The sequence below is a fragment of the Methylobacterium brachythecii genome (assembly GCF_014196345.1).
GTDB classification, from domain to species: domain Bacteria; phylum Pseudomonadota; class Alphaproteobacteria; order Rhizobiales; family Beijerinckiaceae; genus Methylobacterium; species Methylobacterium brachythecii.
Genome location: NZ_JACIDN010000001.1, coordinates 659,765 through 673,134 on the forward strand (window position 1 = coordinate 659,765; position 13,370 = coordinate 673,134).

Below are 13,370 nucleotides of genomic sequence, written 5' to 3' on the forward strand. Positions count from 1 at the left end.
CGCAATCCGGCTGCACAGGGGCAGAGCGTCGACGCAGCGATCGTCCGAGCAGGTTGAACCTTTCCCGCGGGTCCGGAGGCGTCTCGGTACGCCAACGGCAGATTACGAGTGCCGTGCTCGCGGGGCAAGGTGAACCGGATTTCAGGCGATGGCCTGCACCTGCGGCTCCGAGGCCTCGACCGGCGTGCACCGGATCGACAGGCGTCGGCACAGTCAGCGCTTCACACTCGCGGACGATGGCGCCGTGGAGACGCGGGACGGATTTGCAATCGCGTACACATGGTCCTAACCCGAGCTTGGCCGTTACCGGCCGGTGACCGAAGGACATTGGATGACTTCAGACACGCAGCTCGACCGCTCTTCTGCGCCTCTCGCTTCTGTCTCTGAGCAGACCCGACCCGACACCATCGTTCGTCCTGACGCCCCGCTCATCGTCATCGAGCAGGCATCCTCCGACCTCGAAGACAGTTCGGACACTCCTCCGACGAATACGTTCGAAGGTTTCGGCTCTTTTTCGAGCTGACGATCAAGGACTTGCTGCGGTGCCGGGGGTCACTGCGGTAGGCCGTCCAGGCCCGGCGCGTCGCGAAGGCGGTCCGTCGCTAGCGACTGCCGTTCGCCCGGCCCTTATCCTCGACCACGACCGGATGGACCCGGTCGCCCTCCCGCACGAAGGCCCCGGCTCGCGTCAGGACGACGTCGGTTTCGCCGAGCCCCGAGCGAATCTCGGCCTCCTCCCCGTCCGCCAGCCCGACGGCGACCTGCCGCGCCTCGATCCGGTCTTCCGCGACCACGTGGACGATCGTGCCCTCCGGCTCATAGGTCACCGAAGAGAACGGCACCGAGAGCCCGCAGCTCTCGCCGACCTCGACGATGGCGCGCGCAAAGGTGCCGATGCGCAGGTCCTGGCCCGTGCCGAGACCGACCCGTACCTTGCCGAGCTGCGTGGCAGGATCGGTCGACTCATCGACCCGTCGCGTCTTTCCCGTTATCGGCGCGAGGCCGAGCGGCGTCACCGTAACGGCTTGGCCGGCTTTGAGCCTCGAGAGGGCGTCGATCGCGACGCCGGCTTCGAGTTCGATGTCGCCCTTCGCCGCGATGCGGAACAGCGGGCCGAGGCTCGACGACACAGGAAGGCCCACCGTCGCGGCGCTCCGCACGATGAAGCCGGCGACGGGCGCCCGCACTGCAAGCCCGGGCGCATTACCGGCATCGCCCGGCTGGGCGACACGCGCCAGCACCTGGCCCGAGGCCACCTCGTCGAGAGGCTGGGCCAGGACCTGGATGACACGCGTCCCCTCCTGCTCCGCGCCGACATCGACGATCTCGCGGGCGACGAGGGTGCCGGTGATCTCGATCCGGTCGCGGAAGCAGCGCTTGTGCACAGGCCGCACGCTGACCGACATTTCGACTGGCCGGGCCGAGGGCTCGTCCGCCGCGAGGCTCGGGCTGTAAGCCAGGGCGGCCGCGAGTACGGGCCCGATGCAGCCGCCCGCTCGCCGGCTCCACCCCATTCTCTCGTCCCGTCGGGTCATTGGGCCGCCCTCATACCTCGACCGGCATCATCGTGCGGAGTCGAGGTCATCGTCGAGGGAGCGCGAGCGCGGCCGCAGGGGCGATCCACGGTCCGATTTGCCGAGGAGGCCGTCGAGCAGGCCGCCCAAGGCGTCGCCGATATCCTTGCTACCCTTCTCGCCGATGATGTTCGAGCCGAGATCCTGCAGCGACTGGAGCGCGCCTTCGGGATTCTCGGCGATCCCCGAGAAATCTGCGGAGACGGCCGGGTTGGTCCAGGGGCCGACGATGTGGACCGGCACGTCGAGCGGGTTGCGGCCGCCCTGCTGGCGCGCACCGGAGGCGACTGCCTGCGGCTTGAGCCGCACGTCGAGGGTACGGGCGATCAGATCGATGCTGCCGATTCCGGTTGCCTCGATCAGCGAGGTCTTCACCGTGAGATCGTTGGAGACGGCCTGTCCTTCGGCGATGGCGAAGTTGCCGCCGAGCTTGTCGAGCCGCGTCGCCAGCGCACCGTTGCGTGCGCTCTTCGAGGGCAGCAGGCCGATGGCCCCGGCGAGATCGAGCCCGTCGATCTTGCCATCCGTCACCAACACATTGGCCGACCCGGACAGAGAGCGACGGACGGCGTCGACCTCCGCGCCCTTGGCCTGCAGATCGACCCGCAAGGTGCCGCTCCCGTCGATGCCGCGCACCCCAAAGGCGTCCGACAGGAGCGGGAGCACCTGCATCTTGTTGAGCGACACTGCGAGCTGATGCCGGCCGCCGCTGTCAGCCTCGGGCGACAGCACGTAACGCCCACGCGCGGCGCCGCCGTAGCCGGAGGCCGCAGTGAAGGCGGCGTCGAGCCCACTGTTCTTCACGCTGCCCGTCAGCGCGACCGTGTCGAACCGTGTCGGGCCGAGGGTGAAACGCGCGATGCTCAGCCGGCCCGTCGCGTCGAAGCCCGAGAACCAACGCACGTCCGGAATGGTGTCCGGGGTCACCGGCACGACGAGTCCGGTCTGCTGCCCTGATTCCAGCTTCGTCGCACTGGTTGCGTCGACGAGCGCGAGCGCATCGAGCTGTGCATCCACGCTGATCCGGGGCTTCGCCTGGTCCCAATCGACCGCGACGCTGCCCTTGAACGGTGCGGCGTCGATCGTCCCGGCTCGGGTGTCGAGCGAGAAGCCGTTCGGTTTGACGCTCGCCTTGCCGCTCGCCGCAACGCGCATGGCCTTCGCGTCGTGCGGGTTCAGGGTGAAGGTGAAGTCGCCCCCGTGCTGGCCGGATACCGGGATGGTGAGGCTCGCCGCGGCGCTGGCGCGCAGCAGCTCCAGGGTGGCGCGGATCTCGCTCGCGGGCTTGGCGGAGGCGAGATCGAAGGTGATCTCCATGGTCTCGGCGGAGACGACGACGGCACGGCCCGATTCCGCCAAGCCGGCATCGGCACCGCGCGCGGTGATCTCGACGCTTGCCGCCTTGCCGCGGCTTCGCGATGACGCCGCCCCTCCAGCCGTTCCGGGCTTCCCGGTGAGAGGCGCCCGCAAACTCACGCCCTGCGCGACGGCGTGGCCGCTGCTGCCAGAGCAGAGCATCAACGACACTGGATCGCCGAGCCGCAACTCGCGAATCCGCGCACCTGCGATTTCCGACCCCTCGCGATCGTCGCCGAAGGCGAGGTTGCGCAGGGTGATCTGCGGCGTCGGCGAAAAACTCAGCCCCACGCCTTCGACGCGCCAATCCTGACCGGTCTCCTCGCGCAGCCTGTCAGCGACGCGCCTGCGGGCGGTCTCCGCGATCGAGGGCCAGACCACGACCGCCGTCACGGCAGCGACGATCAGGACGAGTCCGGCAATGGCCAGGCCGCGAAGTCTCATGCAATGTTAGCCGAGGTCATGGGCACGGGCATGCCCTGATCTCCCATCGGCACGGGCCGCTTGTCGAGCCTTTCCTGCTCGCCCGGCAGCAGCGCGGTGATGTTTCGCATCGGTATTCAGATGTGACGCGAGCCGCTGCTGACGAGCCGCTTCGTCTCGACATCTCCTGCCAGTCTCAAGGGGCAGCCGACACGAGAGCCGGCTGCCCGAGACGATTATTCCGCGGCCGCCGCCAGATAGTTTGCCGGATCGTAGTTGAGGATCGGACCGAGCCAGCGCTCAACGTCACGGATGTCCATCGCCTTGCGCAGCGCGTAGTCCTCGACCTGGTCGCGCTCGACCTTGGCGACCCCAAAATAATGCGATTGCGGGTGGCCGATATAGAGACCCGATACAGAGGAGCCGGGCCACATCGCGTAGGATTCGGTGAGCTTCACGCCGATGCGGCGCTCGGCCTTGAGCAGGTCGAACAGGGTGACCTTCTCGGTGTGGTCGGGCTGGGCCGGATAGCCCGGAGCCGGGCGGATGCCGTCGTATTTCTCGTGGACGAGGTCATCGATCGAGATCGTCTCGTCCGCCGCGTAGCCCCAGAACTCCTTGCGCACGCGCTCGTGCATGCGCTCGGCAAACGCCTCGGCGATGCGGTCGGCGAGTGCCTTGACCAGGATCGAGCGGTAATCGTCGTTCGCCCGCTCGAACTTCTCGGCGATGCGCACCTCTTCGAGACCCGCCGTGACGACGAAGCCACCGATATATTCGGGGAGCCCCGTCTCCTTCGGCGGGATGAAGTCGGACAGGCAGGTATTCGGCCGCCCATCGCGCTTAGAGAGCTGCTGGCGCAGGCCGTGGAACGTGGCGAGCACTTCGCTGCGGCTCTCGCCCGTATAGAGCTGGATGTCGTCGCCAACTGTATTGGCCGGCCAGAAGCCGATCACCGCCTTCGGGTTGAACCAGCGCTCGTCGACGATCTGCTTGAGCATGACCTGGGCGTCGTCGAACAGAGCCTTGGCGGCCGGCCCCTGGACCGGATCGTCGAAGATCGCCGGATAGCGGCCCTTGAACTCGTAGGTCTGCAGGAACGGCGTCCAGTCGATATAGGGGACCAGGTCGGCGACCTCGTAGGAGCCGAACACCCGCGCGTCGGTGAAGGATGGCTTCGTCGGCTTGTAGCCCGACCAGTCGATCTTGAAGGGGTTGGCGCGCGCCTTGGCCAGCGGCAGGCGCTGCTTGTCCGCCTCCGAGCGGGCATGGGCGTCCGCGACCTTCTTGTACTCGGCGCGCACGTTCTCGATGACGCCGCCGCGGGTCTCCTTCGAGATCAGGCTCGACACCACGCCCACCGCGCGGCTCGCATCGGTGACGTAGACCGTCTGCCCGCGCGCATAGGCCGGGTGGATCTTCACGGCGGTGTGCACGCGGCTCGTCGTGGCGCCGCCGATCAGCAGCGGCACGTCGAAGCCCTCGCGCTCCATCTCGGCGGCGACGTTCACCATCTCGTCGAGGGAGGGCGTGATCAGGCCGGACAGGCCGATGATGTCGACCTCTTCCTTCTTCGCCGTTTCCAGGATCTTGGCAGCCGGCACCATCACGCCGAGATCGATGATCTCGTAGTTGTTGCAGGCCAAGACGACGCCGACGATGTTCTTGCCGATGTCGTGGACGTCGCCCTTCACCGTCGCCATCAAAACCTTGCCGGCGGCCCGGCGCTTGCCGTCGCCGCCATTGGCGAGTTTCTCGGCCTCCATATACGGCTCGAGATAGGCCACGGCTTGCTTCATCACGCGCGCCGACTTCACGACCTGCGGCAGGAACATTTTTCCTGAGCCGAACAAGTCGCCGACCACGTTCATGCCGTCCATCAGCGGGCCTTCGATGACGTGGAGCGGGCGCTCGGAATTCTTCCGCGCCTGTTCCGTGTCCTCGATGATGTACTCGGTGATGCCATTGACCAGCGCGTGCTCGATCCGTTTGTTCACGGGCTGCTCGCGCCAGGAGAGATCCTGCGTCTTGGCTTTGGCCTCGCCGCCGGTCTTGAAGCGCTCGGCCGCCTCCAGCAGGCGCTCGGTGGAATCGGCCCGGCGGTTGAGGACGACGTCCTCGCAGAGCTCGCGCAACTCGGCCGGGATTTCGTCGTACACGGCGAGGTTGGCGGCGTTGACGATGCCCATGTCCATGCCGACGGCGATGGTGTGGCGCAGGAACACTGCGTGCATCGCCTCGCGCACCGGCTCGTTGCCGCGGAACGAGAAGGACAGGTTCGAAACGCCGCCCGAGACGTGGGCGTGGGGCAGGGTGTCGTGGATGGTGCGCGTCGCCTCGATGAAGGCGTTGCCGTAGTCGTTGTGCTCCTCGATGCCGGTGGCGACGGCGAAGATGTTCGGGTCGAAAATGATGTCTTCCGGCGGGAAGCCGACGTCCTCGGTCAGGATCTTGTAGGCGCGCGTGCAGATCTCGACCTTGCGCTCGTAGGTGTCGGCCTGACCGACTTCGTCGAAGGCCATGACCACGACGGCCGCACCGTAGGAGCGGCAGATCTTGGCTTCCTTGATGAACTTCTCGATGCCCTCCTTCATGGAGATCGAGTTCACGATCGGCTTGCCCTGCACGCATTTCAGGCCGGCCTCGATCACCTCGAACTTCGAGGAATCGACCATGACCGGGACGCGGGCGATGTCGGGCTCGGCGGCGACGAGGTTCAGGAACTCGACCATCGCCTTTTCGGAATCGAGCAGGCCCTCGTCCATATTGATGTCGATGACCTGCGCGCCCGCGATCACCTGGTCGCGCGCGACGTCGAGGGCCGCGGAGTAGTCGCCGTTCTTGATGAGCTTGCGGAACTTGGCAGAGCCGGTGACGTTCGTGCGCTCGCCGACATTCACGAAGGGAATCTCCTTCGTCAGCACGAAGGGTTCGAGGCCCGACAGGCGCATGAAGCGCGGGATCTCGGGAATTTTTCGTGGAGCCTTGTCGGCAACCGCTTCGGCAATGGCGCGGATGTGGTCCGGCGTCGTGCCGCAGCAGCCGCCGACCATGTTGACGAGGCCGGATGCCGCGAACTCGCCGACGAGCCGGCCCATTGCCTCCGGGCTCTCGTCGTAGAGGCCGAATTCGTTCGGCAGGCCGGCATTCGGATAGGCGCAGACCAGCGTGTCGCAGAGCCGCGACAGGTCGGTGATGTGCTCGCGCATCTCCTTGGCGCCGAGCGCGCAGTTGAGGCCGAAGGTCAGCGGATCGGAATGGCGCAGCGAGTTCCAGAACGCGCCCGTGGTCTGGCCGGAGAGGGTGCGGCCCGAGAGATCCGTGATCGTACCCGAGATCTGGATCGGCAGCTTGATCCCAGTCTCCTCGAAGACCTGCCACGCCGCCGCGACCGCCGCCTTGGCGTTCAGCGTATCGAAGATCGTCTCGATCAGGATCAGCTCTGCGCCACCGTCGATCAGGCCGCGGACCTGCTCGACATAGGCCTGCTTGACCTGATCGAAGGTCACGGCCCGGTAGCCCGGATTGTTCACATCCGGCGAGATCGAGAGCGTGCGATTGGTCGGGCCGATGGCACCGGCCACGAAACGGCGGCGGCCATCCTGCTCCTCGGCGAGCTTCGCCGCCTCGCGGGCGAGCCGCGCGCCCTCGCTGTTCAGTTCGTGGATGATCGACTCCATGCCGTAATCGGCCTGGGCGATCGTGGTGCCGGAGAAGGTGTTGGTCTCGCAAACGTCGGCGCCGGCGAGGAAGTAGTCCAGGTGGATCTGCCGGATCGCGTCGGGCTGCGTCAGGATCAGGAGGTCGTTGTTGCCCTTCTGATCGTGGCCGTGATCCATGAACCGCGACCCGCGGAAATCCGCCTCGCCGAAGCCGAGCCGCTGGATCACGGTGCCCATCGCACCGTCGAGGACGAGGATTTTCTCGGCCGCGCGCTCGCGCAGGGCCTTTTCGATCTCGGTGCCGTCGACAGGTCGCAGGTCGGTCATTGGATATCCTTCGGGATCGTCGATCCCAGCGGTCACCTCATGTCGAGGCGCCGCAGCGAAACTCAAGTGCGTGTTTCTAAACCCGCGTCACGCCTGGGCTCGCCGGAGGCGAGAGCCTGGACTGACGAAGGCTTCACGCTGCCTTCCGATCCGTCGCCTTCGGGCCATGCCCGCGCAGGCCGAGGATGTGGCAGATCGCATAGACTAGGTCCGAGCGGTTCATCGAGTAGAAGTGAAAGTCGTTGATCCCGGCATCGACGAGGTCGACGACCTGCTCGGCCGCGACCGCAGCCGCCACGAGCCGTCGCGTCTCGACGTCGTCCTCGAGACCCTCGAAGCGGGCGGCGAGCCAATAGGGCACCGAAGCGCCAGTGCGGCGGGCGAAGTTCGCGGCCTGCTTGAAGTTCTGAACCGGCAGGATGCCCGGGATGATCGGGATGGTGATCCCGGCCGCGCGCACCTTGTCGAGGTAGCGGAAGTAGACGTCGTTATCGAAGAAGAACTGTGTGATGGCCTGGTCGGCGCCGGCATCGACCTTGGCCTTCAGCGCATCGATGTCGGCGTCGAGAGAGGCAGCCTCCGGGTGGACCTCCGGATAGGCCGAGACCGAGACCTTGAAGTCGCCGACCTTCTTGATACCGGCGACGAGATCGCAGGCTTGGGCGTAGCCGCCCGGGTGCGGGCGATAGGTGGTGCCGACACCATCCTGCGGATCACCCCGCAGGGCCACGATGTGGCGGACGCCAGCGTCCCAGTAGGACTGCACGACCCCATCGATCTCCTCCTTCGTCGCATCGACGCAGGTAAGGTGCGCCGCCGGCTTGAGGTTGGTCTCCTTGACCATGCGCGCGACGGTGTTGTGGGTGCGCTCGCGGGTCGAGCCGCCGGCGCCGTAGGTGACCGAAACGAATTTCGGCTGCAGGGGCGCTAGACGCTCGATCGACGACCACAGGATCTTTTCCATCTCGTCGGACTTCGGCGGGAAGAATTCGATCGAGACGCGGATCGGCTTGAAACCGTCCCGGCTGGCGCGGTGGCTCTTGGAGGGGGCCATGGGTCGTCCTCTATGACTCGGTTCAGACGAAGCTGTCGGGCGCCCCCGTCATGCGACGGCGCGTGCGGAAGTCAGGGCAGCGGCCGAGGTGTCCTCGGCGAGCCAAAGGGTGACGGTGAGCGGATGCTCGGTCCCGTCGGTCGGTGCGATGTCGCGGTGCTCGACATGGTCGAGCCCGGCCTCGACGAGCCAGTTCGACACCTGATCGGCCGCGAAGCCAAGGCGGCGATGCGCCTGGGTCTCGCGTAAGTGTTCCAGGCTGTGCGGGGCGAAATCCACCACCAGCAGGCGGCCGCCCGGAGCGACGAGACGCGTGGCCTCGCGCAGCGCCCGTGCCGGATCGTCGAGATAGTGCAGCACCTGATGCACGACGACGAGGTCGAAGCTGCCGCGGCCGAAGGGCGGCGCGTGGATGTCGCCCTGGCGCAGGTCGACTTTGGAGAGACCGGCCCGTTCGAGATTGGCGCGTGCCACCGAGAGCATGGCGTGACTGGTATCGAGGCCCGTCGCACGTCCTACGAGCGGGGCGAGCAATCCGAGCATCCGGCCGGTGCCGGTGCCGAGGTCGACGAGGCTGCGGATGGGTGCGTCGCCGAGGGCGTCGAGGACCGCAGCCTCCACGGTCGCTTCGGGCACGTGAAGCGAGCGGAGGCTGTCCCATTTCGGGGCCAGCCGCGCGAAGAAGGCCTGCGCCGACTCGGCTCGCTGCTCGCGCACCGCGTCGAGACGCGCACGATCCTCGGAAAGGGGAGGCGTCTCACGGTCGAGCCCATCGATCATGGGATCGACGAGGCCGATGCTCGCTTCCCGCAGGCGGAAAAAGGCCCAGGCGCCCTCGCGGTGGCGCTCGACCAGGCCGGCTTCGACCAACAGCTTGAGATGGCGCGAGATGCGGGGCTGGGACTGGCCGAGAATGTCGGTGAGGTCGCTGACGGAGAGTTCGCCATCGGCGAGCAGCGCGAGGATGCGCAGCCGCGTCTCCTCGGCGACGGCGCGCAGCATGCCGACCGCGTCCGCGAAGGGGATAGATGCTGTCGGGATCGGGTCCGTATCAGACATAAAGATATCTTTATGTTCGACGAGCGGGATTGGCAAGCCCTCTTCTCAGCCCGATCATCTTTCCGGAGCCGCGCCGCGGAATCCGGATTCCAGGCACGCAGGTTCGGTCGGCATAAGCACGGCCGGTGTTTCAGGATTTCGATCTATCGCCTCCGGCGAGCCTAAGAATGCTGGCGAAGGAATCGTCGCGCCAAGCTCTCTTATCGCGCGCCATGCTCGGCATGACAGAACGCATCCACCGCGTCGGTCACCGCAGAGGCGATCCGGTTCTGCCGGCCCACGCCCGCGAGTTGCTCCTCCTCTGCCCGGTTCACGATGAGGCCCGCTTCCATCAGCACCGCTGGCGCCTCCGTAGCCTTCAGGACGGCGAGCGCGTCGTAGCGGTAGATGCCGCGCGCAGCGTCGAGGAAGCGGCGGTTCTCGCCCCGGATCGCCTGGGCATGGTGGCGCGTGAACGGCAGCCCGGAAGCAAGCAGCCTGTCGGCCAACATCCGGGCGAAAGCCGCGCTCTCTCGCGGATGCCCGCTCGCCTGCGACACGAAGAGCGACCAGCCCTTGAAGCGATCGCTGTATTGCTGGTCGGTGCCATTCACCGACCAGGTTTCGAGATAGGTTTTTTGGACCGAGTCGTGGTGAACCGAAAGGAAGAGATCGGGCTGGAGCGCATTCGCCTTGGCAACGCGCGTACCGAGGCCGGCCCGGCCGCCTCCGGTCAGCATCCGAGTGGTTTCGGTGTAGCCGCGCTGCTGGAGATGCGACTCGATCGCCGCCGCAAGGGCAAGGTTGAATTGGTACTCGTCGACGCCGCGTGCACTCTTGGCGCCCGGCGACTCGGGACTGTGGCCGACATCGAGCACGATGCGGAAGGCCGATCGCTCGCAGGCCGCGCCGGCAGCGTCGGCGTGGAGCGCGGCTGGGCCGAGCATCAGCGCCGAAACCGCGAGCCGGGCGATCATGGCCCGATCTCCGCCGCGCGTTGCTGGACGGCCTCCAGAAGGCAGCCGCGGATCGCGCTCACCGGGCCGCCGGCGCACCGGGCGTCCCGATCGAGAAGCCAGACGCGGCTCTCCCTGACGAAGCGGAGGCGGGCCTGACCGTTCAGTCGCGCGACGGTGCCGTTGTAGAGTCGGTTCAGCCTGACATCCCAGCGTGACAGCTCAGGATCCGAGCAGATGATGAGCTCGACCTGCTTCTTGGGCGTATTGCCGAGACACCAGTCCGGACGTTCGACCGCGATCTCCGCAGCCGTCGGCCTGTCCGGCGCGGACAGGGCGTCGGTACGCTCCTCGATGGCCGCGAGCAGACAGGTGCGGATGGCCGCGTCGGTCCCGGTGGCGCAGCGTGCATCCCGCTCGCGGATCCAGTCGCGGCTGTCTTGAATGAAGCGCAGGCGCGTCGGCCCGGAGAGCTTCGCCGCCCGCGCGACGTAGACCTGGTTGAGCTTCACGTCCGATCCGCCGAGGCGGGGATCGGAGCAGATGATGCGCTCGATCCGTGTGCCGGGGCCGCCGCGCGTGCACCAATCCGGCATCGGCCCGACGACGGTTTCGGGCTCGACCGGACGCTGCACCACCGACGGCGCGGGTGGCTGAACGGGAGGCAAGGCGGCGACTTGCTGGGGAGGTGCGACGGGAGCAGGTGTCGGGGCCTCCGGCTGCATGGTGTTCGACGCCTGGGCGGTGCCGGCGAGGTAGAGTTTCCGCGCGCCGATCAGGTCGTTGTAAACGGCGGGCACCTGGTCGTGGCCGGCCGAGCGCGCCAGCATCGCGACGTCGTCGCGCACGGTCTCGCCCAGTTCAGAGATGCTGACGCCGGGCTTCCTCAGCGTCTGCACGAAGATGCGCGTGAAGACGGAGTTGCGGTTGTCGTCGCCCGCGATGCTGTCGAGCGCCGTTTGGCCCTCGCGGGCCGAGTAGAGGGTGAAGACGCCGTCGGCCGCCGTCATGCGCGTGAGGCCGCGCGTCGAATTGCCGAGCGCACGGGTGCCGCGGGGCGGGAATGGGTTGTTGCGGCAGGCATCCAGCACGACGAGGGCGGCGCGCGCGCCGGTCCCACGCAACTGGCCGCTGATCTCGCGCTCGGCGATGGTGGCCCGCTTGGCGAGAAGCTCGTCGGTCGGCTTCAGGGACGGCACGTCGGAGGGCAGCAGATAAGTGCCGTCGTCGAGCGAGATGCCGTGGCCGGCGAAGAAGAACACCACGGTGTCGCCGGGATTCACGGTGCTGACGAACTGGCCGAAGCTCGACAGGAGTGGCGCAAGATCCGCCTTCTGCGTAAAGCGGGTGACGGTGAAGCCGATCTGCTCCAAGGCGTCGCCCACCGCCTGAGCGTCATTCCCTGCACGCTGCAACTGAGCGTCTGCGCCGAGATTGGGATAGGCGTTGAGACCGACGACGAAGGCGCGCTTGCCCTCTGCTCGCACCGGGACGGCGCCGAGGATGACGAGCAGGCAGGCGCTCAGCAAGGCTGCGATCGCGTGCCGGCCCCTCTGCATGCAGGATCGTCCGTCCGTTTCGACGAGATCCGTTTAAGGCGTGGCGGCAGCGATGCAAGTGGACCCGGCCGCCGAAACGGCTGGGGCGACTTGGAGTTGTGGAAGATCAGCCGTGCAGGCCGGATTGCTTCTCGATGGCCGCGAGCAGGATGCAGATCGCGATGCCCTCCGAGGCGGATTTCACGTCGGCGAGCGACGGGAAGGTCGGTGCGAGGCGCAGCGTGCGGTCGTGATGATCCTGGCCGTAGGGTGAGGTGGCGCCGGCCGGGGTCAGCGCGATGCCGGCCTCTTTGGCGAGCGTCACGATCCGCTTGGCGGTGCCCTCAAGCGCATCAACGGTGACGAAATAGCCGCCGGCCGGCCGCAGCCACTCGGCCGCACCCGTGCCGCCGAGCTTGGCTTCGAGGATCTGGAGCAGGGCCTCGAACTTCGGTGCGATGATCTGGGCCTGCTTCTCCATATGCGCTTCGATCCCGGCATGATCCTTCAGGAAGCGGACATGGCGGAGCTGGTTGAGCTTGTCCGGCCCGATAGTACGGAAGAAGGCGCGCTCCAGGTACCAGCGCACGTTCTCCGGCGAGCTCGCGAAGAAGGCGAGGCCGGCGCCGGCCAGCGTGACCTTCGAGGTCGAGGCGAACAGGAAGGCGCGATCCGGGTTCCCGGCCTCGGCGCACAGCGCCAGGATGTCGGGGACGGTGTGGTGGTCCTTGGTGAGGTGGTGGACCGAGTAGGCGTTGTCCCAGAAGATGCGGAAATCGGGCGCGGCGGTTTCCATCGCGGCTAGCCGGCGCGAGGTCTCCTCCGAATAGGTCTCGCCCGAGGGGTTCGAGTATTTCGGCACGCACCAGATGCCCTTGACGGCATGGTCCTCGACGAGCCGCTCGACCATGTCCATGTTCGGTCCGTGGCCGGTCATCGGCACGGGGATCATGCGGATGCCGAGCTCCTCGCAGATCGCGAAGTGACGGTCGTAGCCCGGCACCGGGCAGAGGAAGGTCGGAGCCCCCTCGCTCCATGGCGCAATCGAACCCGGGACGCCCTTGAGCATCGCCGAGACGAGGGTGCCGTGCATCAGCGCGAGGCTCGAATTGTCGGCGATGACGACCTGGTCCGCCGGCGCCTGGATCATCTGCGAGAACAGCGCGCGCGTCTCGGGCAAGCCGTTCAGGCCGCCGTAATTGCGCGCGTCGACATGGCCGTCGGCGAAGTAGTCGCCGTTGCCGGGCAGCGTCAGCATGGCATTTGAGAGGTCGAGCTGCTCGGGCGAGGGCTTGCCGCGCGTCATGTCGAGCTTGAGCCCGCGCGCCTTGAAGGCCTCGTACTCGGCGCGCACTGCCTCATGGCGGCTGCGCAGCGTCTCGGGATCCATGCTGGTGAGGGTCGTCATCGGGGTCTCAGCCTGATTGGGGCGAACGGACGGA

At 67.1% G+C, this 13,370-nt stretch carries 9 protein-coding genes; 1 reads left to right on the forward strand and 8 read right to left on the reverse strand.

Annotated features, from left to right (window positions below; genetic code table 11):
- Positions 1 to 331 precede the first annotated feature (331 nt).
- A complete protein-coding gene (locus tag GGR33_RS03195) occupies positions 332 to 523 on the forward strand; it encodes a hypothetical protein (RefSeq protein ID WP_183501909.1) in 192 nt (63 codons plus the stop codon).
- 79 nt (positions 524 to 602) lie between these two features.
- Here the strand turns inward: GGR33_RS03195 and GGR33_RS03200 are convergent, their stop codons facing one another.
- The 8 genes from GGR33_RS03200 to GGR33_RS03235 form a co-directional block, all read right to left on the reverse strand.
- A complete protein-coding gene (locus tag GGR33_RS03200) occupies positions 603 to 1,514 on the reverse strand; it encodes an efflux RND transporter periplasmic adaptor subunit (RefSeq protein WP_183501910.1) in 912 nt (303 codons plus the stop codon).
- A gap of 48 nt (positions 1,515 to 1,562) precedes the next feature.
- Entirely contained in the window at positions 1,563 to 3,374 is a 1,812-nt protein-coding gene (locus GGR33_RS03205; protein WP_183501911.1) for an AsmA family protein, read from the reverse strand.
- 215 nt (positions 3,375 to 3,589) lie between these two features.
- A complete protein-coding gene (gene metH, locus GGR33_RS03210; RefSeq protein ID WP_183501912.1) occupies positions 3,590 to 7,342 on the reverse strand; it encodes a methionine synthase in 3,753 nt (1,250 codons plus the stop codon).
- A gap of 133 nt (positions 7,343 to 7,475) precedes the next feature.
- Positions 7,476 to 8,396, reverse strand: coding sequence for a methylenetetrahydrofolate reductase [NAD(P)H] (gene metF, locus GGR33_RS03215; RefSeq protein ID WP_183501913.1), 921 nt, complete (start codon positions 8,394 to 8,396; stop codon positions 7,476 to 7,478).
- 48 nt (positions 8,397 to 8,444) lie between these two features.
- Positions 8,445 to 9,455, reverse strand: coding sequence for an ArsR/SmtB family transcription factor (locus tag GGR33_RS03220; RefSeq protein WP_183501914.1), 1,011 nt, complete (start codon positions 9,453 to 9,455; stop codon positions 8,445 to 8,447).
- Between the two features lie 200 nt (positions 9,456 to 9,655).
- The gene (locus tag GGR33_RS03225) at positions 9,656 to 10,411 is read right to left on the reverse strand and encodes an N-acetylmuramoyl-L-alanine amidase (protein ID WP_183501915.1); all 756 of its coding nucleotides are present in this window, start codon (positions 10,409 to 10,411) and stop codon (positions 9,656 to 9,658) included.
- Positions 10,408 to 11,949 (reverse strand): caspase family protein, encoded by a 1,542-nt coding sequence (locus tag GGR33_RS03230; protein ID WP_183501916.1) that lies wholly within the window; start codon positions 11,947 to 11,949, stop codon positions 10,408 to 10,410. Before GGR33_RS03230 ends, GGR33_RS03225 begins: the two co-directional genes overlap by 4 nt.
- A 106-nt stretch (positions 11,950 to 12,055) precedes the next feature.
- Complete coding sequence (locus GGR33_RS03235; protein WP_183501917.1) at positions 12,056 to 13,336, reverse strand: aspartate aminotransferase type Ic; 1,281 nt, start codon at positions 13,334 to 13,336, stop codon at positions 12,056 to 12,058.
- Positions 13,337 to 13,370 lie beyond the last annotated feature (34 nt).